Origin of the sequence: Nocardioides malaquae (assembly GCF_015070385.1) — a bacterium.
GTDB classification, from domain to species: domain Bacteria; phylum Actinomycetota; class Actinomycetes; order Propionibacteriales; family Nocardioidaceae; genus Nocardioides; species Nocardioides malaquae.
In genome coordinates, this window is the sequence record NZ_JADCSA010000006.1 from 22,923 (window position 1) to 47,571 (window position 24,649).

At 71.5% G+C, this 24,649-nt stretch carries 20 protein-coding genes and 1 pseudogene; 8 read left to right on the forward strand and 13 right to left on the reverse strand.

The genetic code is table 11. The features are described from left to right. Positions 1-5: 5 nt before the first annotated feature. Entirely contained in the window at positions 6-890 is an 885-nt protein-coding gene (locus tag IEQ44_RS07550; RefSeq protein ID WP_193637847.1) for an ARPP-1 family domain-containing protein, read from the reverse strand. A 98-nt stretch (positions 891-988) separates the two neighbouring features. Continuing rightward, positions 989-1,693, reverse strand: a complete 705-nt coding sequence (locus IEQ44_RS07555; protein WP_193637848.1) for a hypothetical protein — start codon at positions 1,691-1,693, stop codon at positions 989-991. Between the two features lie 244 nt (positions 1,694-1,937). Here IEQ44_RS07555 and IEQ44_RS07560 point away from each other — a divergent pair, with 244 nt between their 5' ends. Together IEQ44_RS07560 and IEQ44_RS07565 are read left to right on the forward strand one after the other, a co-directional pair. Next, a complete protein-coding gene (locus IEQ44_RS07560) occupies positions 1,938-2,855 on the forward strand; it encodes a Fic family protein (protein ID WP_193637849.1) in 918 nt (305 codons plus the stop codon). 255 nt (positions 2,856-3,110) lie between these two features. Further along, a complete protein-coding gene (locus tag IEQ44_RS07565) occupies positions 3,111-3,815 on the forward strand; it encodes a helical backbone metal receptor (protein ID WP_227487118.1) in 705 nt (234 codons plus the stop codon). Between the two features lie 40 nt (positions 3,816-3,855). Here the strand turns inward: IEQ44_RS07565 and IEQ44_RS07570 are convergent, their stop codons facing one another. Next, complete coding sequence (locus IEQ44_RS07570; RefSeq protein WP_319804556.1) at positions 3,856-4,527, reverse strand: TetR/AcrR family transcriptional regulator; 672 nt, start codon at positions 4,525-4,527, stop codon at positions 3,856-3,858. A gap of 132 nt (positions 4,528-4,659) precedes the next feature. Here IEQ44_RS07570 and IEQ44_RS07575 point away from each other — a divergent pair, with 132 nt between their 5' ends. The 4 genes and pseudogenes from IEQ44_RS07575 to IEQ44_RS07590 form a co-directional block, all read left to right on the forward strand. Beyond that, on the forward strand, positions 4,660-5,793 hold the full coding sequence (locus IEQ44_RS07575; RefSeq protein WP_193637851.1) for a VOC family protein: 1,134 nt from the start codon (positions 4,660-4,662) through the stop codon (positions 5,791-5,793). Further along, a complete protein-coding gene (locus IEQ44_RS07580) occupies positions 5,790-6,743 on the forward strand; it encodes a fumarylacetoacetate hydrolase family protein (protein WP_193637852.1) in 954 nt (317 codons plus the stop codon). The genes IEQ44_RS07575 and IEQ44_RS07580 overlap by 4 nt, the downstream gene beginning before the upstream one ends. Next, positions 6,740-8,635: an acyl-CoA synthetase gene (locus IEQ44_RS07585; protein WP_193637853.1), complete on the forward strand. Its 1,896-nt coding sequence runs from the start codon at positions 6,740-6,742 to the stop codon at positions 8,633-8,635. The genes IEQ44_RS07580 and IEQ44_RS07585 overlap by 4 nt, the downstream gene beginning before the upstream one ends. 121 nt (positions 8,636-8,756) lie before the next feature. Beyond that, positions 8,757-10,214: pseudogene (locus IEQ44_RS07590) on the forward strand (bifunctional 3-(3-hydroxy-phenyl)propionate/3-hydroxycinnamic acid hydroxylase); the annotation flags it as partial. Between the two features lie 15 nt (positions 10,215-10,229). Here the strand turns inward: IEQ44_RS07590 and trhA (IEQ44_RS07595) are convergent. Continuing rightward, the gene (gene trhA / locus IEQ44_RS07595; protein ID WP_193637854.1) at positions 10,230-10,778 is read right to left on the reverse strand and encodes a PAQR family membrane homeostasis protein TrhA; all 549 of its coding nucleotides are present in this window, start codon (positions 10,776-10,778) and stop codon (positions 10,230-10,232) included. 3 nt (positions 10,779-10,781) lie between these two features. Continuing rightward, positions 10,782-11,198, reverse strand: coding sequence for an ARPP-1 family domain-containing protein (locus IEQ44_RS07600; RefSeq protein WP_193637855.1), 417 nt, complete (start codon positions 11,196-11,198; stop codon positions 10,782-10,784). Between the two features lie 354 nt (positions 11,199-11,552). Between IEQ44_RS07600 and IEQ44_RS17885 the strand changes: the two genes are divergently transcribed. Continuing rightward, positions 11,553-13,067: a response regulator transcription factor gene (locus IEQ44_RS17885; RefSeq protein WP_193637856.1), complete on the forward strand. Its 1,515-nt coding sequence runs from the start codon at positions 11,553-11,555 to the stop codon at positions 13,065-13,067. Positions 13,068-13,100: 33 nt separating this feature from the next. On the opposite strand, the gene IEQ44_RS07610 is transcribed toward IEQ44_RS17885, so the two are convergent. From IEQ44_RS07610 to IEQ44_RS07640, 7 genes are all read right to left on the reverse strand, one after another. Continuing rightward, on the reverse strand, positions 13,101-13,955 hold the full coding sequence (locus tag IEQ44_RS07610) for a lysozyme family protein (protein WP_193637857.1): 855 nt from the start codon (positions 13,953-13,955) through the stop codon (positions 13,101-13,103). A 262-nt stretch (positions 13,956-14,217) separates the two neighbouring features. After that, positions 14,218-14,931 carry a PAQR family membrane homeostasis protein TrhA gene (gene trhA / locus IEQ44_RS07615; RefSeq protein WP_319804557.1) on the reverse strand — a complete coding sequence of 238 codons (714 nt, stop codon included), beginning with the start codon at positions 14,929-14,931 and terminating at the stop codon, positions 14,218-14,220. A gap of 83 nt (positions 14,932-15,014) precedes the next feature. Next, positions 15,015-16,151 (reverse strand): TIGR04053 family radical SAM/SPASM domain-containing protein, encoded by a 1,137-nt coding sequence (locus tag IEQ44_RS07620; protein ID WP_193637858.1) that lies wholly within the window; start codon positions 16,149-16,151, stop codon positions 15,015-15,017. Then, positions 16,148-17,512, reverse strand: a complete 1,365-nt coding sequence (gene hemG, locus IEQ44_RS07625; protein WP_193637859.1) for a protoporphyrinogen oxidase — start codon at positions 17,510-17,512, stop codon at positions 16,148-16,150. The genes IEQ44_RS07620 and hemG overlap by 4 nt, the downstream gene beginning before the upstream one ends. An 86-nt stretch (positions 17,513-17,598) precedes the next feature. Continuing rightward, positions 17,599-18,648, reverse strand: a complete 1,050-nt coding sequence (locus tag IEQ44_RS07630; protein WP_319804558.1) for a DNA polymerase IV — start codon at positions 18,646-18,648, stop codon at positions 17,599-17,601. Positions 18,649-18,674: 26 nt separating this feature from the next. Further along, positions 18,675-20,246, reverse strand: a complete 1,572-nt coding sequence (locus IEQ44_RS07635; RefSeq protein ID WP_193637860.1) for an RCC1 domain-containing protein — start codon at positions 20,244-20,246, stop codon at positions 18,675-18,677. 108 nt (positions 20,247-20,354) lie between these two features. Beyond that, entirely contained in the window at positions 20,355-22,247 is a 1,893-nt protein-coding gene (locus tag IEQ44_RS07640; RefSeq protein ID WP_319804559.1) for a GNAT family N-acetyltransferase, read from the reverse strand. Between IEQ44_RS07640 and IEQ44_RS07645 the strand changes: the two genes are divergently transcribed. Further along, positions 22,167-22,946, forward strand: coding sequence for an alpha/beta fold hydrolase (locus IEQ44_RS07645; RefSeq protein WP_193637861.1), 780 nt, complete (start codon positions 22,167-22,169; stop codon positions 22,944-22,946). The genes IEQ44_RS07640 and IEQ44_RS07645 overlap by 81 nt on opposite strands. 9 nt (positions 22,947-22,955) lie before the next feature. Here IEQ44_RS07645 and IEQ44_RS07650 read toward each other — a convergent pair whose 3' ends face one another. After that, positions 22,956-24,614, reverse strand: coding sequence for an AMP-binding protein (locus IEQ44_RS07650; protein ID WP_193637862.1), 1,659 nt, complete (start codon positions 24,612-24,614; stop codon positions 22,956-22,958). Between the last annotated feature and the right edge of the window lie 35 nt (positions 24,615-24,649).

Below are 24,649 nucleotides of genomic sequence, written 5' to 3' on the forward strand. Positions count from 1 at the left end.
GCCGCTCAAGCGGTGGCGAGCATCGGGTGCCGCACGTTGGTCATCCGCGTGTGCACCGGGCGTCCGGCGTGGTGGACCACCGAGGCGTCCACCCAGGCCGAGCAAGCCAGGTGCTCCTCGGCCACCCCGGCCGGTCGCCGCTCCTGGACCTCCAGGGCCATGAAGCGGTCGACGAACCGGTGCGCCCGCCGCGACGGGGTGGACGGCCCGGCGACCTTCTCGGCGTCCAACGCCGCGGCCTCCAGGATCGCCCGCACCTGACGCGTCAGGTGACGCGAGGAGTCGAACAACTCCGCAGCGTAGGGCTGACCACCGACACCCATCAGGACGCCGGCCTGACCAGGCAGGAGCTGGTAGTCCGACCAGTCGGTCACCGTGCCCGCGTCGAGGCGGGTGACCAGCGAGGTCGTCTCGTTGCCGGGTCGGTCGGCGGTGTGGTGCGCCACCCGGCGCCACACCTCCCCCTGGACGTCGCCGAACAGACCGTCGCCGAGCAGACCGCCGCCGAAGGGACTCCGCACCGACTCGCGCACCCACGGCGTCGCGCGGCGGCCGGCGCTGCGCTGCGTACGCTCGCCCTCCCAGCGGCCCTGCTCCACGCAGGCCACCTCGACCGGCACCTGGTGGTGGACCCCGATCATCACGGGCCGGGTGGCCATCCGGTGCTGCCAGCCGCCCTCGAAGAGCTGACCCTCGAGCACGAGGACCGGCTTGTCGCCGTGGTTGCCCATCAGCAGGGTGTCGACCTGCGGGCCGCCCTCGGACTCCGACACGTCGAGGGTGCGCGGCGAGACGGTGTGGGTGCTGGGGCCGGTGCGCGGGGCCCACAGCGGGAAGACGGTCATCGATCCGCGGGTGACGCCGCGGCCGACGTGGATGTTCTCGATCATGGTGCTGACTCCTGTCCCGACCCTGGATGGGCCGACGTGGAGCACTCTGTCGAGAAGGGCGTTTTCCACAGGGTTACCCGGGTAACCCCTGCCCGCCCTCAGCGGAGGTGGTCAGGCAGGTCGGCGAGAGTGATCACCCGGGTGACGCGGGTCAGGTAGTAGCCGAGGTGCTCGGTGTCACGCAGGTCCAGCCAGCGCTCGCGGTTGACCTTGCGCCGGACGTCGGTGAGCGTGTTCTTCACCGACTGCTCGCTCTTTCCGAGCACCTGAGCGGCGTGCTTGGTGACGTTGACAGGCTTCGGGGTCCGCTCGATCAGGTGCCGGTAGGCGACCGCCACCACCGCCCGCTGGTGGTCGGTGAGCTCGACGTCGTGGCCCGCGTAGACGGTCTCGGGGTTGCGGGCCGGCTCACGCTCCGGTGCGTTGTGCAGCTCCTCGAGGCCCTCGGCGACGTCGGCCCCGATGGTGACCGCGAGCTTGAGCTCCCGGTCCAGGTCGAGGAAGTGCACCAGTGACCGTCCCGGTTGGAGGGCGACCATCGCGCGACCCCGGAAGACGTGTTGCCCGACGTACTTGTTGACCACCGTCGCGCGCGACCGCCCCAGCTGCAGCACCCAGCCGCGGTCGAACGGCACGAGACGCCCGAGCCGGCTCGGCACCCAGTCGTCCCCGAGGTGGAGACCCGCGTGGGGCACCCGGCCCAGCGTCAGGCTCTCGTGCTGCGGCGCCGCCCACGGCCCCCGCGTCTGGTCGTCGACCTTCACGGAGAGGCGGCACTGGAACCGTTCCCACATCTCGCTCATGGCGTGAATCTAGGCGGAGGAACCGACGAGAAGGCGGGGCTTTCGCCGATCCAAGCGCTGGGTGCGGCGCCTGGGTGGAGCATCGTGGGCACCAGATGCCCACAACTTTCCACCCAAGGTGGGATGCATGGCACCGCGGTCGCCCACGATCGGCTCACGCCCTTGCTCGCGCGCGGCCTCCGCATCGGCGGGGCCGGTGGCAAATCGAAAATATCGAGCGTAGATCGAACGGATCTACGCCGACATGGACGAGTTGGCCCGAGCGTCCGTCGGAGCCAAAGCCGCCGACAGCGCCATGTCGACCTTCGCGGCTGCACAGGCGCTCACCGCGCTCACGAACTCCACCAACGGTGGCCAGCCGCTCACCCAGGCAGCCATTCTTGAGGCCCACGGCCAACTGTTGGGCACCGACCCGACGGAGCGTGATCACGCCGGGGAGTACCGCACGGTGCAGAACTGGATCGGCGGATCGGATCTCACGCCGTACGGTTCCCAGCACGTCCCACCACCCCCGGCGCACGTCGCCGGGCTCATGGAGGACCTGCTGGTCTTCGCGAACCGTGACGACCTGAGCGGCACCGCCCAGGCAGCGATCGCGCACGCCCAGTTCGAGGCCATCCACCCGTTCGCCGACGGCAACGGACGCGTGGGGCGCGGGCTCATCGGGGCGGTCCTGCGTCGGCGTGGTCTGACCCGCAGTGTCACGGTGCCTGCGGCAGCGGCGATGCTCGCTGACGTCGACACGTACTTCGACCACCTGCGCGGATATCGCGAGGGCGACGCCGACTCCATGGTCGCCTACCTGGCGCATGCCTTCATCGGTGCGGCCGAGGCCGCGGAAGAGGCTGCCAACCATCTGGCCGAGCTGCCAGCACAGTGGCGGGACCGGGTGCAGTCCAGGCGCGGCTCCGCAGCACAGAAGCTGCTCGACGGCCTGCTGAGTGTCCCCATCCTCGACGCCGAGCGAGCGAAGCATCTGACTGGGGCAAGTCCCGCCCGGACCTACGAGGCCCTGGATCGGCTCACCGACGCGAGGGTGCTCGCCGAGATCAGTCACGGGTCACGTAACCGCATCTGGGTGGCGAGCGACGTCATGACCGAGGTGCGAGAGCTGGAAGACCGCATCGGGGTGCGCACGAAGCCGTCCAACCGGTGGCTCTGACCTTCTGGCCATCGGCGTCGACAGGGTCCGCCCACGTCGTCGCGGCGGCAACCAGCTCCGAGGCGGCCTCGCGGCGAGCCGCAGCACGGGGCCCGACTCGGAGCACTGCAGCTGCCGCCGCGGAGACCAGGAGGGTAGCGCCGACGAGTAGCCAGATCACCGCCACGAGCCCAGGTAGGAGAGGAGCCTTAGGTGGAGCGTTCCCGGCACCAGGTGCCAACAATGCTCCCCTTGGCCCTCGTACAGTCACCCCGTATGAGCACGCCCGCCACCCGCGTCGTCTCGCTGGTCCCCTCGATCACCGAGGCGCTGGCCGCCGCCCGTCCCGAGGCGCTCGTCGGCGCCACCGACTGGTGCACCCACCCGGCTGACCTCGACGTCACCCGGGTCCGGGGCACGAAAAACCCCGACCTCGCGGCGATCCGGGCGCTCGAGCCCGACGTGGTCGTCACGGTCAGGGAGGAGAACCGCGAGCTGGACGTGCGTCGGCTGCGGGAGTCGGGCCTACGCGTGTGGGTCGCGGAGATCGAGTCGGTGCCGGAGGCGTTCGCGGCCTACGACGAGCTCTTCGACGAGGTGCTGCGCTGGCCCCGACCCGATTGGCTCGAGGAGGCGCGGCAGTTGTGGTGCGGGCCGCTGCCCGAGGTGACCGCGCGCGTGGCCATGCCGATCTGGCGCGACCCGTGGATGGTGGTTGGTTCGCACACCTTCACCGGTGACCTGCTGCGCCGCTTGGGCTGGGAGAACGCGTACGCCGGCTCCGAGGACCGCTACCCCACGGTCGACGTCGCCACCCTCGACGACGGGCGGGCCGACCTCGTGCTGTTGCCCGACGAGCCCTACGTCTTCACCGCCGACGACGGACCGGAGTGCTTCAAGCGCACCCCGGCCCGGCTCGTCAGTGGTCGGCTGCTCACCTGGTACGGGCCGTCGCTGCTGGAGGCCCGCACGTTGGCCTGACGCTCGACCGTGGCGTTGCCCTCGCGCCAAGAGCCGGGACCTAGGACGCCGCCTTCGGGCGACCCTCGAACGGCCCGTCGACCTCGGGAAGGTCGTGCGCGACGAGGTCGCGGGCGTCCTCGGCGCTGAGGCCCAGCATGAGCAGCAGCGACTCGGTCACGGTGTCCGTGAGGACGGCGGCGTCGACCTCGGGATGCTCATGGAGCTGCTGGGCGAGGGCGAGGGCGGCGCCGCCGGCGATCAGGAGTGCGGCGCCCGGATCACGGGTGGAGAAGCGGCCTGCCTCGACGGCAGCGCGGATGTCCCGCAGGGCGCGGGGGGCGAGGCCGTGGTCGGAGGTGATCAGGGACGCTCCCTTGGACAGGATCACCTTGCTCAGCTCGGGGACGTGTCGGTGGAGGCGTCCGACCATGCGGAAGCTCCGCGCGAAGGCTGCGGCGGGGTCGTCCAGCCCGGTCGTGAGCTGGTCGAGGAACGCCCCCTGCACCTCAAGGGCGTCGTGGACCGCGGCCTCGAAGAGCTCGTCCCTGCTCTCGAAGTGGTTGTAGAACGACCCGATGCCCACGTCGGCGAGCTGGGTGATCTCCAGGATGGCGACGTTGGTCCGTTCCTCGGCGATGAGCCGTTGGGCAGCCTTGATGAGGGCGGACCTGGTCTGTGCCCGTCGCTGCGCGCCTCGCCGGCTCGCCGCCTGAGACTTCGCAGCCGACACCCACTGCCTCCTCTTCGCTGTCTTCCGGGCTGCAACTCTAGTCTGGGCCATCGAAACTGACGATTTCGTCAGAAAGCCTTGACGTCGCCTCCCGCTGTGTTTGACGATTGCTTCAGTCAAAAGGGAGAGGCCATGTCCATCCACCACACGCACAACGACCTGCACAGCGAGCAGGGAGCGCTGGCCGGGGAGCACCCCGGCCGGGCCCAGCACCCCGTCATCAAGGTGCGCGACCTGGCCTGGCTGGAGTTCGAGAAGCCGGACCTGGACGGCGCCGAGGTCTTCGCGCACGCCTTCGGGTTCGCCACCAGCTTCAAGGGCCCGGACGAGCTGCACCTGCGCGGCACCCTGCCGGGGACCCCGGCCGTGATCGTCCGGCGTGGCGCACGTTCCCGGTTCACCGGGCCCGCCTTCCTAGCGGCCGACGATGCCGACCTTCTCCGGCTCGCCGGACACCTCGACGCCCCCGTGACCCCCCTGCCGGAAGCCTTGGGCGGCGCCACGGTGGACGTCCGCGACCCCAGCGGCGCGAGGGTCCGCGTGGTGACCGGGTGCCACCCGCTGCCTGCGCTGCCGGGGCAGGAGCCGCTCGTCCACAACTTCGGCGGGCGTCGCCCGCGCGTCAACACCACCCAGCGCCCGCGTCGCGAGCCGGCGAAGGTCGAACGCCTCGGCCACGTCGTGCTCCAGACGCCGCGCTACCGGGAGACCCTGGACTGGTACCTCGAGAACCTCGGTCTCATTGTCAGCGACTTCCTCTTCTACGAAGGCCAACGGTCCAGGGGACCGACGATGAGCTTCATCCGGTGCGATCGCGGCAGCGAGCCGGCAGACCACCACACCCTCGCGATGACGCTCGGCCCTCGGGCGCGCTACGTGCACTCGGCCTACCAGGTCGCCGACCTCGATGTGCTCGCCGCCGGCGGTGAGTTCCTCAAGGACGCCGGCTACCAGCGTTCGTGGGGGATCGGCCGCCACATCCAGGGCAGCCAGATCTTCGACTACTGGCGCGACGACAAGGGCTTCCTCGTTGAGCACTTCACCGACGGGGACATGTTCGACAACACCCTCCAACCCGGGTGGGCCCCCATGACGGCCTCCGGGCTCGCGCAGTGGGGGCCGCCGGCCACGGCGGACTTCATGGGCATCAAGCCCGGCCGTGAGTCCTTGGCCGAGGCCCGCTCCTTCCTCTCCGCCCTGCGGAGCTCCGACAACGAATTCGACCTGACCCGCCTCCGCGGGCTCCTGAAGGTGGCCAACTCGTGAGCATCAACGTCATCCGCATCGCCGACCGCTGGTACGTCGAGAAGTCGGCCCGCACCGGCACCCTCGTCCAGACCTCCGCGGGCAGCACCGCCGAGCTGCTCGCCGACCGTACGTCCATCGACCTCGCCGTGGGCGGCGAGGAGAAGGAGCTGCCCGAGGGGCGGCTCCAGGCGCCCGTGACCTCACCGTGCCGCGTGGTCGCCCAGATGACGAACTTCGTCAGCCACATCAAGGACTCCGGCTTCAACCCGGAGACCGTCCCGTTGACCTTCTTCCGCAAGACCTCGCACTCGATCAGCGGACCCGGCGACGACATCGTCAAGCCGTCCCACGTCCGCTTCCTCGACTACGAGGTGGAGGTCGGGCTGGTGATCGGGAAGGACCTGCCGGTCGGGACCACGCTGCCCCCCGAGAACGTCGCCGACCACGTCGCCGCGCTCGTCGTGACCAACGACGTCTCGGCCCGTGACCTGCAGCTGCCGAAGACCCAGTTCTTCGAGGCCAAGTCCTACCCGACCTTCACCCCGGTCGGCCCCCGGCTCGTGGTCCTGGAGCCCGGTGACTGGGAGCGCTTCGCGGAGCTGCGGCTCCAGCTGTGGGTCAACGGCCAGGTCCGGCAGGACGCCGTCGTCGGCGACGACATGCTCTACCCGCCGCTCGAGGCCCTCCGGGGGCTGACCCGCTTCCAGCCGCTGTCCACGGGCGACCTCGTCCTCACCGGGACTCCCGGCGGCACGGCGCTGAAGGCCCCACCCAAGCCGGTGGAGATCATCGGTGCGCTCCTGCCGCCCGCGGTGAAGTGGAAGGCCTTCTTCAAGGCCCAGGCCAGGAACACGTCGTACCTCGCCGACGGAGACCTGGTCGAGATCCGGGTCGCGACCGCCGACGGCAAGCTCGACCTCGGGCGGCAGCGCACGACGGTCCGCCACGAGTCCGGAGTCGACCAGTGAGCGCCGCCGCGTCCGTCGACGCCACCTGGCCGGCCTTCGCCACCCCGGACGACGTCGAGCGGATCGAAGCCGTCCCCCTCGCCGCGCGGGACCTGCCCGCCACGACCTACCAGGTCGTCCGGCGCGCAGCCGAGCAGTGGCCGGAGCGCACGGCCATGGTCGCGATGCCGGACGCTGCCCGGTGGCGGGAGACGGTGAGCCTCACGTTCGGAGAGCTCCTCGACCAGGTCGACCGGGTCGCGAACGCCCTCGTCCGGCGCGGTGTCGCGCCCACCACCCCCGTCGCGATCGTTGCCCCCAACTGCCTCCAGCTGGTCCCGGGGATGTTGGGGGTCCAGGCGGCCGGTGTCGCCGTGCCCCTCAACGGCGGCCTCAGCACCGAGCACCTGACGACCCTCCTCCAGCGCGCTGGCGTCCGCCACGCCGTCGTCGCCTCGCCCGACCTGGACGGCGAGGTCTGGGCCAAGGTCTCCGAGGTCGCCGCGGCAGGCCACCTCGACCACCTGTACCTGCTCGACCCGACCGACGGCACCCGTTCGGCCGTGACGCCGCCCACGGACGTGGCCGTCGAGTACCTGTTCGACGCGGCCGACCTGGAGCAGCGCGGCTTCGACGACCCCCACACCGCCGGCGACATCGCCGCCGTCTTCCACACCGGCGGCACGACGGGCACCCCCAAGCTGGCCGCGCAGACCCACGCCAACCAGGTGGTCAACGCCTGGCTCATCGCCGCCGACTCCGCCGCGGACCCGGACGACGACGAACCGGCGACCATCCTCGGAGCGCTGCCGCTCTTCCACGTGAACGCCCTGCACGTCACGATGCTCGCGCCGATGCTCAAGGGCCAGCGAGTCGTCTGGGCCGGCCCGCTCGGCTACCGCGACCCGGCGTTCTACGGTGAGGTCTGGCGGATCATCGAGCACTTCTCCGTCGCCACCATGAGCGCTGTCCCGACCGTGTACGCCGTGCTGGCCGGGTGTCCGGTCGACGCCGACATCTCGTCGATGCGCTTCGCCGTGGTCGGGGCCTCTGCGCTGCCACCCGCCGTGCGGAGGGCCTTCGAGGACCACACCGGGGTTCCCCTCCTGGAGGGCTACGGGCTGACCGAGGGCACGTGCGCGAGCGCCCGTTCCTTCGTCTCCGACCCCCGCCCGGGATCGGTCGGCAAGAGGCTGCCCTACCAGCACTTCCGGGTGGTCGACGTCGCCCCGGACGGCTCCTGGACCGACGTGCCCGAGGGCTGCGTCGGCACCCTCCTCGTCGGCGGCCCGACCGTCTTCGCGGGATACGTCACCGGGCGAGGGGAGGACGGCTTCGTCCTGGACCACCTCGGCAAGGTCCGGGACGGCTGGCTGGACACCGGCGACCTCGCCCGCATCGACGACGGCTTCGTCCACCTGACCGGCCGCGCCAAGGACCTGATCATCCGCGGCGGGCACAACATCGACCCCGCCGCGATCGAGGATGCGCTGCGGGCCCACCCCGCGGTGGCCGATGCGGCTGCGGTGGGTCGACCGGACGCCCACTCCGGGGAGGTCCCCGTCGCGTACGTCACCCTCGCACCGGGCGCCGAGACGACTCCCGGCGAGCTGGAGACCTTCATCGCCGCCTCCGACCTGGAAGCTGCGGCACGGCCCAGGTCGGTCACGGTCATCGACGCGCTGCCCGTGACCGACGTCGGCAAGCCCTACAAGCTCGCCCTGCGCGCCGACGCTGCGCGCCGCGCCGTCGAGGAGGCGCTGGCCGACGTCGCCGGGGTGCTCGGCGTCGAGGGCCGCGTGGAGGACGGTGGGGTGGGCGTCGTGGTGACCACGGGGCCTGACACGGACGCCGTTGCCGTCCGGGCCCGTCTGGACGAGTTCGCCCTCGCCAGCGAGGTGGTCGCACGATGACCACGTACGCGGTCGTCCCCACGTGGACCACCGACTCACCGTGAAGGACCCTGCCGCGCAGCTCGCCGGTCCCGTGGCGAGCCGGCCCGGAGGCGACTGGCCACCCGAGCAGCCGGAGGTGGTGGTCGTCGGCGCTGGTCCAACAGGAGTCACGGCGGCGATCCTGCTGGCCCAGGCCGGAGTCCGGACGCTGCTCCTGGACCGTTGGCACGACGTGTTCACCCAGCCCCGCGCGGTGCACTTCGACGACGAGGTCTACCGGATCCTGGCCCGCCTGGGTGTGGGCGAGCAGCTCGCCACGCTGTCCATCCCGGGGGCTGGTCTGCGGCTCCTGTCGCCGACCCACACGACGCTCGCCGAGTTCTGTCGGACCGACCCCCAGACGTCCAACGGCTATCCGCAGGCCAACATGTTCGACCAGCCCGACCTCGAGGCCGTCCTGCGGACCCGGATGCGCGAGCTGCCGCTGGTGACCTTCCGTGGCCACGTCGAGGTCACCACCGTCCGCACGCACGGCCACGAAGCGCCCGAGGTCGAGTACGTCGACCTCGCCACCCGAGAGGTCCGTCGGGTCCGTCCTCGATTCGTCCTCGGGTGCGACGGCGCGAACAGCATGGTGCGGACCGCGATCGGGTCGAGGATGCGGGACCTCGGGTTCAAGGAGCAGCGGTGGCTCGTGGTCGACATCTCGACCCCGCGGGACCTGGGGCACTGGGGTGGCGTGCACCAGGTCTGCGACAGCAGGCGCGCCGCCACCTACATGCGCATCGGAAGGACCCGCCACCGGTGGGAGTTCGCGCTCCGTGAGGGCGAGGCGGCCGTCGATTTCCAGGCCCTCGACGCCCTGGCCCCGCTCCTCGCCCCCTGGGTCACCGACCTCGCCGACCTGGAGGTCGTCCGCCTCGCCGAGTACACGTTCAAGGCGCAGCTGGCCGACCGCTGGCACCGCGACGGGGTCTTCCTCCTCGGCGACGCTGCCCACCTGACCCCACCGTTCATCGGTCAGGGGATGGGGGCGGGCATCCGCGACGCAGCCAACCTCGCCTGGAAGATCGCGGCTGTCGTCCACGGCACGTTGCCGGCCCGGGTGCTCGACAGCTACGAGGCCGAGCGCGTCCCCCACGCCCGGGCCATGGTCCGCCTCGCCTGCCGCATCGGGCGCGCCATGACCGCCGGCGGCCCGGTCGGGAACCGACTGCGCGGCCTCGTCGTTCCCCGTCTCGTGAACGTCCCGGGGATCCGCGGCCGCGTCCTCGACAGCGCCACCCCGGCGCTCGCCAGGTCCGACCTCAACCAACGACGTTGGTGGCGTCCACGCGTCGTCGGTGCGCTCTGTCCGAACCCGGTGCTGGAGACGGGAACGAGGTTGGACGACCTCGTCGGCGGTCGTTTTGCCATGGTGGTGCGAACCGCTCCGGCGGGGGAGCTCGCGCACCGCCTCGAGGCGCTCGACGTCGTCGTGCTGTCCGTCGACGACGTGGCAGAGCTCGACCGGTGGCTCGGGCGTCGTCCCGCGGCGCTGGTGCGGCCCGACCGCACTGTGCTCGCGGTGGGCACCCCGCAGACGCTCCTGCGCTGCGTGGACCTGACCGCGTCAGCGCAGGGCGTACGTCGCCAGCGAGACGCCGACGTAGTGCGCGACGAAGGCCAGGATCGTGAAGGTGTGGAAGACCTCGTGGAAGCCGAACCACTCGGGGTGCGGGTTCGGCTTCTTGAGCCCGTAGGCGACGGCACCGAGGGTGTAGAGCAGCCCGCCGGCCAGGACGAGGCTCAGGGTGGCGATCGCCATCGGCGTGCTCAGGCGTTCGGCGCCGTCGATGAAGTCGGGGATGAAGAAGACGGCGCACCACCCGAGGGCTAGGTAGATCGGCGTGTAGAGCCACCGCGGGGCGCCGGTCCAGAAGACGCGGAAGAGCACCCCGAGCACGGCGCCGGTCCAGATGCCCGTGAGCAGCCAGGTGCGGGCGTCGCCGTGCAGCAGCAGCATCGCGAAGGCGGTGTAGGTGCCGGCGATCAGGATGAAGATGTTGGAGTGGTCCAGGCGGCGCAGCAGGGCCCAGATGGCCGGCTCCCAGGTGCCGAGGTGATAGATCGCCGAGACGCCGAAGGTCAGCAGCGCCGAGGAGACGAAGACCACCGACACCGATCAGGACGCCGGCCTGCCCGGGCAGGCAGGCCGACGCCGAAGGGGCTCCGCACCGACTCGCGCACCCACGGCGTGGCACGGCGGCCAGCGCTGCGTACGCTCGCCCTCCCAGCGGCCCTGCTCCACGCAGGCCACCTCGACCGGCACCTGTTGGTGGATCCCGATCATCACGGGCCTGGTGGCCATCCGGTGCTGCCAGCCGCCCTCGAAGAGCTGACCCTCGAGCACGAGGACGGCCTTGTCTCCGTGGTTGCCCATCACGAGGGTGTCGACCTGCGGGCCGCCGTCGGTCTCGGCCACGTCGAGGGTGCGCGGCGAGACGGTGTGGGTGCTGGGGCCGGTGCGCGGGGCCCACAGCGGGAAGACGGTCATCGATCCGCGGGTGAGGCCGCGACCGACGTGGATGTTTTCGATCATGGTGGTGACTCCTGTCCCGACCCTGGCTGGGCCGACGTGGAGCACTCTGGGAGCCGACGGAAGGGACGTCCGGGGTGAGGCCGTCACGCCCGCTGAGGAGGTCGAAACCCGCCAGGACCACTGCGACCTCCAGCAGAAGGTGACCCCAGTGGGAGGCGCTCAGCATGTGCGTTCGATCGTCGAGCTGGTGTGTCAGTTGCAGTTGCTGTACTTGGCCGTCTCGGTCTCGGCGTGGAGTCGGTCCGGGTGATGTCGAAGAGTTGGACGATGAGAAAGCAGGGATGCCTTCTAGACTCCGGTGAGCCGAGCGTGCGGCCGACTGGCGGCCGACTGGCGGCAAGGGGGGACTGAACCGTGGGCGACCAGAGACCGGCAGTGACGACACCGGCCGGCCAGGAGTTGATGGCTCTCCATGATGCGGGCGAGCACGAGGGTTTCTACGCCCACCTCGAAGAAAACTGGCTCGAGCTCTGGTATGCCTGTGACCCCACCCAGTTGCGGCAACTGATCGAGCAGCACGAGCCCCCCGCCTGCATCGGCGCCGGCGCTGCGCTCGTGGTTGCCCTGACCGGGGCTGCCGTGTCTGCACCCGTCGCGCCCCGGCGCCCCTTGTCGAGTGACGACCCCAGGCGCTTGGTGCAGACCGCAGCGATCGAAGCCGGTGACCTGCGCATGCGGGGTCGGCCCGTCGCCGCCATGGAGCGCATCGACGATGCCGCCCCTGCGATTCGTCGCATCAGTGGCGCCTTCCTCGACACCTCCGACGGCATCGCCGCCATCTACGCCCTGCAGGCTGGCTCCACCGCATTGCTGGCCGGAGACCTGGTCGCGGCCCGCGCCCACTTCCTGCGAGGGGCGAGCCCCGTCCGGCCCGCGCGTTTCCCGTTCGCTGCCCGCGACACCGCCGCCAAGATGGCGTTGACCCACGCCATGGCCGGTGACATGGGTGAAGCCCAGCACTGGGCCACCAGGGCCCACGACCTGGCCCACACCGAGAGTTGGGTCGAGACCCTCATCGACGACACTCTCTGGCTGGTCGACTACTTCATCGCATTGGAGTCGCTGGAGCTCGATCGGGCCGAGAAGATCCGCCAGGAGAAACCCTCGCCCCTGAGCCACCTTGAATGGTGGGCCGTCGCCCTCCACGTCCAGGTCCGCCACCTGGCGATCACGCGACGGGCCTCCAGTGCCGCTGAGATCTGCGACGCGGTGGCGGCGGCCGGTCTGCCCCAGCCCGGCTCCGACGGTTGGCAGGCCGTCGCCCTCACCCAGGCCCGGCTGATGTGCCGTGCCCCCGGCGCGCCTGAGCCGCACGGCGTCGTCGACTCCGACCCCTGGGCCGTCGTGTCCCGTCGCGTCCACCACCTCACCCTTGGCCGCATCGACCAAGTGGTGACGCCCCATGACGCCGAGGACACGAGCGGATCCGACGTGCGTCCCGCCCTGGCGTTGCGTCTGCTCCGCGCGCAGGCCTTGCACGAGAGTGGCCAGTCAGACGAGGCCCGCGCCCTCCTGCGAGACACGTTGACCACCGTTTTCCAACGAGGTGTCCTGTCGATGCTCGCGTACCTCACGCCGTCAGGCCTGGAGCTGATCGCCGACACCACCGAGGGAGCCACGGCCGCCGCACTCGTGCGCAAGCACGACGTGCCGCTTCTCGAGTGCGTCACGCTGACCAGCGCTCCCCTGACTCCCGCCGAGGTCGACGTGCTGCGACTCCTGGCTCTTCGACGGACGCGCCAGGAGATTGCCGACGAACTCTTCTTGTCGGTCCACACCGTCAAGTCGCACCTGGCGTCGGCCTACCGCAAGTTGGGCGTACGCACTCGCGACGAAGCCGTCGCAAAGGTGCAGCAGCTCGCGCTCTGAGGTGCCCGAAGGTTCTGGAACGCGTGCGTCGACTCAGACGCAGGAGTTCGCGCTGAAGTCGAAGTTGGTGAAGTAGATGGCTTGGCTGCCATTCGAACTCAACCGCCGGGTCTCGGTGTTGTAGAAGGTCACCGACAGGGCCTGGATCGGACCGGCGTAGGTCAGGCGGACGTTGCCCCGATTGTCCGTCCCGTTGTCCAGTCCCGTGGACGAACTCGTGGTCACGTTCGGCGTCCACGGGGACGCCTGCGTGCCCTGACCCGTCACCCGGCTACCGAGGGAGAAGGAGGTGGGTGCCTGAGAGACGTAGACCGCGTCCCGGTACTGACCATTTGTCGAGGTGGCGGGCTGATGGGCGTCGATGTCGGTGATGGTGAAGGACAGGTTCGTCACCGGACGCCCGAAGTCGAAGGTGATCGTCTGGCGGTCGTTGTGGACGGTCGAAGCGGTCCGCGACGCCGTGGATCCCATCTGCTGCCACATCTCCAGGCCGCGGGCCCCCGTGCCGCCAACCGCCCCTGGCGTCACGATCATGTTGCCCTCGGTGGTGAGGTTGCCGGAGCGTTGCATGCTCCCGTGGAAGGTGTTGGTGAAGGTGATCGACAACGGGTCGAAGACCTGCCCAGCCACCGGCGCGCTCACGGGCATCGCCACGATCTGTCCCACGCCGTTGCCAGGGGTGGCCGGACCCGTCAGGCCGTAGGTCCAGGCGCCCTGTTCACCCCAGTTGAGCTGATAGCTCGTCGTCAGGCAGCCGCTCGAGGCGTATGCCGGAGCAGCGCTCGCGAGCGCAACCACCGGCACCGACCAGGCCGAGGCGGCCAGCAGGGTGCGTCGAGTGGGCGACGGCATCGTCGAGGCGGAAGACGTGCTGGGTGTGGACTTCACGGCAAAGGAACCTTCTGGCGAGGGGGCAACCGGTCAGGGCAGCGCGCCCAGACCGGGCGCATCGCCATGCTCGGTCGACCCCGTCGCGTTGTGGGTCTGTCGGCCGACACCTCATCCCCTGTTTCATCCTCGGACCACCACTCGATATGGCGCACTGCACATCCGGCAGCGGGAGTCGGGCCTGTGCGTGTTGCTCGCGAAGGCGCAGTCGTGCAGAGACCTCGCCTTCAGTGCGCCAACGCCCGGCGCGCCGTCACTGCCCTCAGCGCAGGGCGTACGTCGCGAGCGAGACACCGACGTAGTGCGCGACGAAGGCCAGGATCGTGAAGGTGTGGAAGACCTCGTGGAAGCCGAACCACTCGGGGTGCGGGTTCGGCTTCTTGAGCCCGTAGGCGACGGCACCGAGGGTGTAGAGCAGCCCGCCGGCCAGGACCAGGGCCAGGGTGGTGATCGCCATCGGCGTGGTCAGGCGTTCGGCGCCGTCGATGAAGTCGGGGATGAAGAAGACGGCAGCCCACCCGAGGGCTAGGTAGATCGGCGTGTAGAGCCACCGCGGGGCGCCGGTCCAGAAGACGCGGAAGAGCACGCCGAGCACGGCGCCGGTCCAGATGCCCGTGAGCAGCCAGGCGCGGGCGTCGCCGTGCAGCAGCAGCATCGCGAAGGCGGTGTAGGTGCCGGCGATCAGGATGAAGATGTTGGAGTGGTCCAGGCGGCGCAGCAGGGCCCAGATGGCCGGCTCCCACGTGCCGAGGTGATAGATCGCCGAGACGCCGAAGGTCAGCAGCGCCGAGGCGATGAAGACCGCCGACCCGACCTTCGTGCCGGCCGAGGGGGACAGCACGATCAGCACGATGCCGGCGGCCACCACCAGCGGGACCGAGCCTGCGTGGAGCCACCCCCGCAGGCGTGGCTTGAGCTCAGCCATCTTGTCGGCCATCACCAGCAGGGCCGCGTCATGATCGAGGAACCGGGTCACGAGGTCATCATCTGCCCGTCGGCGCCGTCGACGAACCACCGGTCTGTATGTGGAACGGGCACCACCCCACGGCCCCGCGACTGCTACCCGACCGCCTCAACCACCCGCAGGCAGCTGGGGTCGGAGGCCAGCACGTCGCCGGTCACGGCGTAGGCGTGCGACCGGGAGCCGCCGCACACCTCGGCGAACTCGCACGTGCCGCAGGCACCGTGGAAGCCGGCGGGCTCGCGCAGCGAGCGCAGCACCGGGCTGGTGGCATAGATCTCCCGGAAGCTCTGCTCGGTCACGTTGCCGCACCTCATCGGCAGGAAGCCCGACGGGTAGACGTCGCCGAGGTGGTCGATGAAGGCGAACCCGCGACCGGAGTTGACGTCGATCGGGGGCCGCGGCCGCCGTTCCTGACCAGCCCGACCGGCCCGTACGCCCGCAGTCGCGGCGGTCAGCTCGGCGTGCAGGTCGCCGAGCACGGGGCGGATGCCGCGGGCCCGCTCGATCGCGATCCGGCGGTAGTGCGGCGCCTCGGTCGCCTTGACGGCCACCAGGTCGGAGACGTCGTGCATCCAGTGCAGGACGTCCTCGGTCTCCCGGGCGTCCAGCGCCTGCAGCGCGCTCCCGCGCCCGGTCGGCACGAGGAAGAAGACGCTCCACAGCGAGGCCTCGAGGTCGAGGACGGTCTGCAGGACCTCGGGCAGCTCGAGCACGGTGGCGCGCGTCACCGTCGTGTTGACCTGCAGCCGGAAGCCCGCCTCGCGCACCCATCGCGCCGCGGTGAGGGTCTCGTCGTAGACCCCGGGCACGCCGCGGAAGGTGTCGTGGGTGGCGGCGTTGGCGCCGTCGAGCGAGAGCGACACCGCCTTCGCGCCGGCCTCACGCAGCTCGCCGAGCACGTCGGGCGTGAGCCGCGGCGTGACCGACGGCGACAGCGCGACGTGCAGCCCCAGCGACGTGCCGTGGCGCACCAGCTCGGGCAGGTCGGGCCGCTCGAAGGGGTCACCGCCGGTGAGCACGACGATCGGGTAGGGCGCGCCGTAGCCGGCGATGTCGTCGAGCAGCGCCTTGCCCGCCTCGGTGGAGAGCTGCCGCGGGTGGGCGCGGGTCTGGGCGTCGGCACGGCAGTGGCGACACACCAGCGCGCACGCCCGGGTGACCTCCCAGATGGCGATCATGGGGCGCTCGCCCACGTCGTGGCGCAGCTGCCGGACGGCCGTTCGCTGGCTCATGGATTCTCCTGACTGATCTGGTCGGCTGCGGTCGCGCCCGAGCGCACGCACGCGGCCAGGCCGAGGCCGTCGTAGGCCGCGCCGGCCAGCGCGATGCCCGGCGGGAGAGCCGCCCGTGCCGCGGCGATCCGTTGCGCGTGGCCCACGGTGAGCTGCGGCAGGGCGCCCGGCCAGCGGCGTACGACCGTCCGCGTGGGCGCAATGTCGAGCCCGGTCAGCTCGCGCAGGTCGCGCATCAGCGCCGCGACCAGCTGGTCGTCGTCGAGTCCGGCGATCCGGTCGTCGCCGACCCGTCCGGCCGACAGGCGCAGCCACTGCTCGCGGTCGTCGGCCAGGTGCGGCCACTTCGCGCTCGAGAAGGTGGCGGCCTTGAGCAGCCGCCCAGACCCGGAGCCCACCATCAGCCCGGTGCCGTGCAGGTGGCGGCGGGCGGCACCGGCCGGCACGGCGACCAGCACGGTGACGACGTCGGCCGTCTCCACCGCGGTGAGCGGTCCGTACGCTCCGGGCGCGACCCCGCCGAGCAGCGTCGCGGCCGCGTCGGCGGGCACCGCCACGACCACGGCGTCGGCGGCGAGCGTGCCGGGTCCGTCGGTGTGCAGGAGGTGGCCCCCGCCTGCCGTCGGCTCGATGCCGGTCACCCGGCAGCCGGTGCGCACTTCCAGCCCCGGGGTCGCGAGCAGGGCGTCGGCCACCGCCCCCAGGCCCTGCCGCCAGGTGGCGAACTGCACCGCCGCGCCCTTCGCACGCTTGCGCAGCAGGGACCTCCCGCTGCTCGCACTCGGCACCAGCATCGGCGCACACGCGCGCAGGCTGAGCCGGCTGACGTCACCGGCGTGCAGGGTGCCCAGCAGCGGGTCGACGAAGGTGTCGCTGATGGCGCGACCGAAGCGGCTCGTCACGAAGTCGCCGACCGAGACGTCCGCGTCCGGGGAGAGTGGAGTCGTGCGACGCGACGCGACCGGCTCCAGACCGGCCCGCACCAGCTGGGGCAGCGTGAGGGTGCGGCTGGTCAGCACGGGCGCCAGGCGCGAGGGTCCGGCCGGTCCGACCCCGGCCGGCAGCGGCCGCAGACCGCGACGGGTCGCCAGCCGGCTGCTGCCCGGCGTGGCCGTCACCACCGAGTCGGTGAGGCCCAGCTCGTCGACGAGCGCCGCCACGCCGGGCGCGGAGAGGTGGAGGGACTCGGCGCCGAGGTCGAGCCAGACCCCCTCTGCGACCTCACGGCTCTCGATCTGGCCGCCCACCCGCGCCGAGGCCTCGAGGAGGGTCACGCCGAAGCCTCGCTGACGCAGGCGCCGGGCAGCCACGAGCCCCGAGATGCCGGCGCCAACCACCACGGTCGATCTCTGGGTCGCCATGGCGCGATCGTATGAACGATTTGCCAAGGCTGACACCGTGAAAAATCCAGGTGTGAGGCGGATCGCAGCTCCCGTGCCGACCCCCCTCAGCGGGGATAGCCACCCTCCGGCGCCACCATCTCCGCCCGCACCCCCAACAACCGGATCGGACGGTCGTCCTCCAGCTTCGCGAGCAGGCCCAGAGCAGTCGCGGCGATGACCTCCACCTCCCACGTGGGCTCGGCCAGCTTGCGCGAGCGGTTGACGGTGAAGAACGGCGCGAACCGCACCTTCAGGTGCACCCGCTGGCAGGGCCGACCCTCGGCGCGGATGTCGGCGACCACCTGCTCGGCGAGGGCCTGCACGGCCGCCTCGACCTGGGCGTACGTCGTGAGGTCCTGCTGGTAGGTCGTCTCGCGGCCGTGGGCCCGCGGCACCCACGGGGTGTCGTCCACGACCGCGCTGCCGCCGCCGCGCCCCAGCTCGCCCAGCCACGGGCCGGTGCGCGGTCCGAACTCTGCTGCCAGCAGCGCCTCGTCGGCCTCGGCCAGGTCGGTGACCGTGCGGATGTCGAGCCCCTCGAGCCGCTGGGAGATCCGGCTGCCGACGCCCCACAGGTCGCGCACCGGACGCGACCCCATGACCTCGGGCCAGGTGGCGGCGGTCAGCCGGAAGAGGCCGCGCGGCTTGCCGAACTCGGTCGCCGTCTTCGCCCGCACCCGGGTGTCGCCGATGCCGACCGTGCAGTGCAGTCCGGTCGCCGCCAGCACGTCGGCCTGGATCTGCCGCGCCACCGCCTCCGGGTCACCGGTCTCGACGCCGACGAACGCCTCGTCCCAGCCGAGCACCTCCACCACCACCCCGGGCACCGAGCGCAACGTCTCCATCACGACCGCCGACACCGCGTCGTACGCCTCCTTGTCGACCGGCAGCACCACGGCGTCGGGGCAGCGCTTCGCGGCCGTACGCAACGGCATGCCCGAGCGCACCCCGAAGGCCCGCGCCTCGTAGGAGGCCGTCGAGACGACGCCGCGCTCGGTCGGGTCGCCGCGCCCGCCCACGACCAGCGGGATCCCCGCCAGCTCGGGGCGCCGCAGCACCTCCACCGCCGCGATGAACTGGTCCATGTCGACGTGCAGCACCCACCACGGCGTCACGCCTGCCTCTGCGTCGGGGGCTCCGGTCAGCGCGGGATCTCCGACGAGCTGTAGAGCAGGTAGCCGTTGAACTGCCCGGCTCCGATCGCCCTCGCGGGAGCGTTGTATTCACCCGAGTTCATCTCCTGGGGCAGCAGGCCCTCGTCAGCCCCCGGTCCGGTGATCGGTCGCAGGCCCACCTGGCCCCGGTTGTTGTCGCCCCATGAGTAGACGTATCCCTCCTCGTCGAGCAGGTAGGAGGTGTGTCCCTTGCCGACCAGGTCGAGCACCGAGGAGAAGAGACCGTCGGGCCCGGGCACCGCGTCGGGTGTGGTCGGGCTGCCGCCGGTGTCGCGACCGGAGTCGTGGTGGCGTCCGGAGCCGAAGCCGTGGAGCGTCCCGGTGACGAAGAAGCCGGCCGACTGGCTGGCGCCGATCTTGGTCACGCCGGTGGCGATGCCTGCGGGCGTGTTGGTCGAGGGCGCCACGTTGGGGATCTCCCCCTGGTTGCTGCCACCCCAGCCATACATCGTGCCGTCCTCGCCGAGGGCGTAGGCGGTGACCTGGCCGGCGTCGATCTCCACGATGTCGTCGAGACCCGCCACCTTGACCGGGCGCGGCGTCTCGGCGCCGGTCGTGCCGTTGCCGCGCTGACCGACGCCACCGGCACCCCAGGCGTAGACCTCGCCCTCGTCGGTCAGGGCGTAGGCGGAGCGCCCGCCCGCCGCGATCTGGACGATCGTGGGGGGCAGGGAGACCGGCACCGGCTTCGTGGCGACCGTGCCGAAGCCGGACCGCCGGTTGCCGAGCTCGCCGTAGCGGCCCGAGCCCCATGCCCAGACCCTGCCGTCGGCCGTCAGGGCGTAGGCCGTCTCCGTGCCGGCGGCCAGGGCCGTCACGCCGCTGACCTCGTGGACCCGGACGGGGTAGTGCCGGTTCTTCGTGTGGCCGACACCGAGTTGGTAGGAGGAGTTGAGGCCCCACGCCCAGACGCTGCCGTCGTTGCAGAGGGCGTAGGTGGAGGAGCGCGCCCCGGTGATTGCGGTGAGGCCGCTGATCCACCGGTTCGTGGTGGGGCTGGTCGTCCAGGCGGGGCTCGTGGTGCCGAGTTGGCCGTGGGTGTTGTCGCCCCACGCCTTCAGCGAGTAGCCCTGGCCGGTGCAGAACCGCGGGTTGGCGTAGGTGACCTTGACCTCACGGAACTTCCTCGAGCGCGGGATGCGCACCTTCGCGACGTTGACGGTGGGCACCACGCGCTGCTCGTACTTGCGGAACGTGTTGGCCTTGATCCGGTAGACGCCCGGCTTGACCTTCGGCCACCAACGGGTCGCCTTGATCACCTTGCGAAACTTCTTGCCGTTCTGCCGGGGGCCGGTGACGGTGACCCGCACCTGCTTGCGCATGGCCTTGGGCTTCAGGACCCGCACGCGCAGGCCCTTCCTCGCCGCGGCCCGGGCCGAGGGCGAGGCCTCGGCCACCGCGACCTCGGCGGCACCCGCCGGAGCCGGCGCGGCCGAGGAGGCGGTCGCGAGGCCGGAGAGGCCGAAGCCTGACAGGCCGAGTGCGCCCGCGGTGAGCAGTGTGGTCAGCAGTGCGGCAGGCCGCCGTGACTCCAACATCGTCGAACCCCCAGTGACGTCGGCGTCACCATGGCGCCGGACCCACCCAGCATCCTCCCCGGGTGGGTGGCGGTCAATGACCCGCCGCGAAGTTGTGCACGAGGTCGCTCAGAGCTTCCGCTTCAACCCCGCGTGGGTCTCCTCGTAGCCGAGTCGCAGGTAGAAGGCGCGCGCCCGGTCGCGGGCCAGGTCGGTGGTGAGCTGCGCCAGCGTCGCGCCGCGCGCGGCCCCGTGACCGTGCGCCCACCCGAGCATCGCCGCGCCCAGACCACGCCCCCGCAGCGCCGACGCGACGCGTACGCCCTCGACCTGCATCCGGGTGGCCCCGCCACGCGAGAGCCCGGGCAGGATCGTCAGCTGCATCGTGCCGACGATGCGGTCCTCGGCGTCGACGACAGCGGCGAGGTAGTGGGAGGTGTCCCGCGCGACCGCGTCGAAGGCCGTCTCGTAGCGCACCAGCTCTGCGCCCTCGCGGGTGGCGCCGATCGGGTCGTCGGCGAGCAGCGCGACCAGGGCCGGTACGTCCTCGCGTTGCGCGCGGCGTACGCGGAAGACCTCGTCGGCGACCCGCAGCCGTCCGCCGGCGGAGACCTGGGCGTGGGCGCAGACGTGGGCGACCAGCGCGTCCAGCCAGCCGCCGACATTGCGGCGCGCCAGCTCGGTGTCGGGGTAGCGGCAGCGCAGGTGCAGCCCGGTCTCGTCGAGCACGAACCAGAGCATCACCCCGTCGGTGAGCACCTCCGCGCCGACGTACTGCGCCTCCAGGCCTGCCGCATCGACCCGCACCGGCAGGCGCCGCAGGTCGAGCCACGAGATGGCGAACATGCCCGGCGCGTCGGGCATCCCGCCCCACGGCGCGAGCACGTCTGCCAGCGGCCACGACCCCAGCTCGACGGCTTCCTTCACCGCAGCCGAGCTGGCCCGCGGCTCGGGGTCGTCACAGACCAGCACCGAGTTGGTGATGAACCACCCGACCGAGTCGTGCCAGGTCGGCTCGTAGCGGCTGTGCACCGGGAAGAGCGCCCGCAGCGGCTGCCCAGCCAGGGTGCGGGTCACCTCCGTCATCGACGAGACCACCAGCGCCAGCGTCGAGACGCCCCGCTCCCGGGCCTCGGCCGAGAAGGCAGCCAGGTCGTCGACGTCGAGCACGTCGCGCACCTCGACCCGCTCGCGCTGCAGCGTCGTCACCTCGCCCAACGGCATCGGGAAGCGCGGCATCACGCCGCCGCCGTCGGTGATGACCTGCGCCCACCGCTCCCGTACGTCCGCAGGTGCCGCCTCCCGCTGCTCCAGCGCCGCGGTGTGCTCGGCGAACGCCGGTGCGGGCGCGAAGTGGGGCGTCTCGCCGCGGCGTACGGCAGCGAGCGCGGAGAGCAGGTCGCGGGCGATCACCAGCATCGACCACATGTCGGTGTGGGCGTGGTCAGCGCCCACGACGACGGTCGGGCCGTCCGCGGTGGTGAGCAGGCAGAGCCGGTGGGAGGGAGTGGCGTAGGGCGCGCAGGCGTCGTCGAGCACGTCGCGCAACGCCGCATTGACCGCCTGCCCGGGCCAGATCGGGTGCTCGGTCCACCCACCCGGGCCGACCTCGACCTCGTGCAGCCGAGGCCCGTCGGAGCCGGGGGTGAAGACGGTGCGCAGGGTGCCGTGGCGCTGCACCACGGCCAGCCACGCGGTCGCCAGGTCGTCGGGCTCGACGGCGTGGGGCAGCCGGAAGGAGAGCGCCATCCACGACCCGGCGCGGTCGCCGGCGCCGACGTGACGGGCCTGGTCGAAGGAGACGGGCAGCTCGCCTCCGGGCGGGCCGACGGTGACGTCGTAGCCGAGGAGCCGACCGAACGGCAGGCGGAGATGCGCAACGTTGGTCAGCCGCATGGCGTTAGCGTAGGCGCCCCCACCCCGCAGGCAGGAGGCAATCGCGTGCCGACCTTTTCCGTGCCCGGGGCCGTGCTCGACGTCGAGCTCAGCGACGAGGGCGGCCACCCCGTCGTGCAGCTGCACGGGCTCACCTCGAGCCGGCGGCGCGACCGGCTGCTCGACCTCGACCTCGGCCGGGGTCTGAGCGGCACCCGGCTGCTGCGCTACGACGCCCGCGGTCACGGCCGCTCCACCGGGCGCGCGGTCGCCGAGGACTACCGCTGGCACGCGATCGCCGACGACCTGCTCGCGCTGCTCGACGCCTGGTTGCCCGGCGAGGCGGTGCACGGCGTCGGGCCCTCCATGGGGTGCGCCACGCTGCTGCACGCGGCCGTGAAGGACCCCGAGCGGTTCACCAGCCTGACGCTGCTGGTGCCGCCGACCGCCTGGGAGACCCGGCAGGCCAAGGCGGCGGACTACCTGCGCGCCGCCGACATCGTGGAGCGGATCGGCATGGACGCCTTCGTGCAGGCGAGCCGCATGGTGCCGCGCCCGCCCGCCACCGCCGGCACCCCGGAGACCGTGCCCGACGTCTCCGAGGAGCTGCTGCCCTCACTCATGCGGGGCGCCGCGCTGAGCGACCTGCCCCCGCGCGAGGCCATCGCCGGCATCGACGTGCCGGTCACGATCCTGGCGTGGATCGACGACCCGACCCACCCGGTCTCCACCGCCGAGGCCCTCGCTCACCTGCTGCCGAACGCTCGCCTCGAGGTCGCGCGTACGCCCCACGACGTCGCGCGGTGGCCCGAGGTGCTCTGCGAGGACGTCGCCCGTCACGGGTGAGGGCCGGGGTCAGCCGTGACCGCGCTCGACCAACCCCAGTCGCGCCGCGGTCTCCTCGCGCATCTCGACCTTGCGGATCTTGCCCGTGACCGTCATCGGGAACTCCTCGACGACGAGCACGTAGCGCGGGATCTTGTAGTGCGCGAGCTTGCCGGAGGCGAAGGTGCGTACCGCCTCGGCGTCAAGGGGCTGGGCGCCTGCACGCATCCGGATCCAGGCGCAGAGCTCCTCGCCGTACTTCTCGTCGGGCACCCCGATCACCTGCACGTCCTCCACGTCGGGGTGCGCGAGCAGGAACTCCTCGATCTCGCGCGGATAGATGTTCTCGCCGCCGCGGATCACCATGTCCTTGATGCGGCCCACGATCGTGCAGTAACCGTCCTCGCGCATGACCGCCAGGTCGCCGGTGTGCATCCAGCCGTCCGCGTCGATGGCCTCCGCGGTCTTCTCCGGGTCGTCCCAGTAGCCCAGCATCACCGAGTAGCCGCGGGTGCAGAACTCGCCCGCCTCCCCGCGCGGCAGCGTCTCACCGGTCAGCGGGTCGACCACCTTGATCTCGACGTGCGGTGCGGCGCGGCCGATGGTGGCCGTACGCCGCTCCACGTCGTCGTCGACCCGCGTCTGGCAGCTGACGGGCGACGTCTCGGTCATGCCGTAGGCGATCGAGACCTCCGCCATGTGCATGTCGTCGATGCAGCGCCGCATCACCTCGACCGGGCAGACCGACCCCGCCATGATCCCGGTGCGCAGCGAGGAGAGGTCGAAGGAGTCGAAGTCGGGATGGTTCTGCATCGCGATGAACATCGTCGGCACGCCGTAGAGCCCCGTGCAGCGCTCGTCGTGCACGGTCTGCAGGGTGACGCCGGGGTCGAAGCCGGGCGCCGGGATCACCATCGTGGTGCCGTGGGTGATGCACCCCAGGTTGGCCATCACCATGCCGAAGCAGTGGTAGAAGGGCACCGGGATGCAGAGCCGGTCGCTCTCGGTCAGCCCGATCATCTCGGTCACGAAGTGGCCGTTGTTGAGGATGTTGCGGTGGCTCAGGGTCGCGCCCTTGGGGAATCCGGTGGTGCCCGAGGTGTACTGGATGTTGATCGGGTCGGTCGGGCTCAGCGAGGCCGTACGCTCGGCCAGCGCCGCCGCGTCGACGTCGCCCGCGCGGGCCAGCAGGGCGTCCCACGAGGGCGTACCGATGTGCACGACCTCGCCCACCTGCGGCGAGTCGGGCAGCACCTCGCGGACCATCGCCACGTAGTCGCTCGACTTGAAGTCGGTGGCCGCGATGACCATGCGCGCCCCTGACTGGTTGAGGGCGTAGGAGAGCTCGTGGGTGCGATAGGCGGGGTTGACGTTGACGAGCACGATCCCGGCTTTGGCGGTGGCCACCTGCACGAGCGTCCACTCCGCACAGTTGGGCGCCCAGATCGCCACCCGGTCGCCAGCGGCCAGGCCGGCGCCGATGAGGGCACGCGCCAAGGCGTCGACGTCCCGCTGCATCTCGGCCCAGGTCCACCGGCGACCCGAGGCGACCTCGACCAGCGCCTCCCGCTCGGGGTGGCGCGCGACCGTCGCGTCGAACGCCTCGCCGATGGTGACGGCGAGCAGGGGAACGGTCGTCTCGCCAGCCGCGTACGACAGTGCGGGCGATGCGGTGGACGTGGACGGCAACGGGACCTCCCGAGGGAAGAGTGACCTGGATCACT

Excerpts from the sequence above, each read along its gene's own strand:
- IEQ44_RS07550 (WP_193637847.1), bottom strand. The coding sequence starts at position 890 with ATGATCGAGAACATCCACGTCGGCCGCGGCGTCACCCGCGGATCGATG.
- IEQ44_RS07555 (WP_193637848.1), bottom strand. The coding sequence starts at position 1,693 with ATGAGCGAGATGTGGGAACGGTTCCAGTGCCGCCTCTCCGTGAAGGTC.
- IEQ44_RS07560 (WP_193637849.1), top strand. The coding sequence starts at position 1,938 with ATGGACGAGTTGGCCCGAGCGTCCGTCGGAGCCAAAGCCGCCGACAGC.
- IEQ44_RS07565 (WP_227487118.1), top strand. The coding sequence starts at position 3,111 with ATGAGCACGCCCGCCACCCGCGTCGTCTCGCTGGTCCCCTCGATCACC.
- IEQ44_RS07575 (WP_193637851.1), top strand. The coding sequence starts at position 4,660 with ATGTCCATCCACCACACGCACAACGACCTGCACAGCGAGCAGGGAGCG.
- IEQ44_RS07600 (WP_193637855.1), bottom strand. The coding sequence starts at position 11,198 with ATGATCGAAAACATCCACGTCGGTCGCGGCCTCACCCGCGGATCGATG.
- IEQ44_RS07620 (WP_193637858.1), bottom strand. The coding sequence starts at position 16,151 with ATGAGCCAGCGAACGGCCGTCCGGCAGCTGCGCCACGACGTGGGCGAG.
- hemG (WP_193637859.1), bottom strand. The coding sequence starts at position 17,512 with ATGGCGACCCAGAGATCGACCGTGGTGGTTGGCGCCGGCATCTCGGGG.
- IEQ44_RS07635 (WP_193637860.1), bottom strand. The coding sequence starts at position 20,246 with ATGTTGGAGTCACGGCGGCCTGCCGCACTGCTGACCACACTGCTCACC.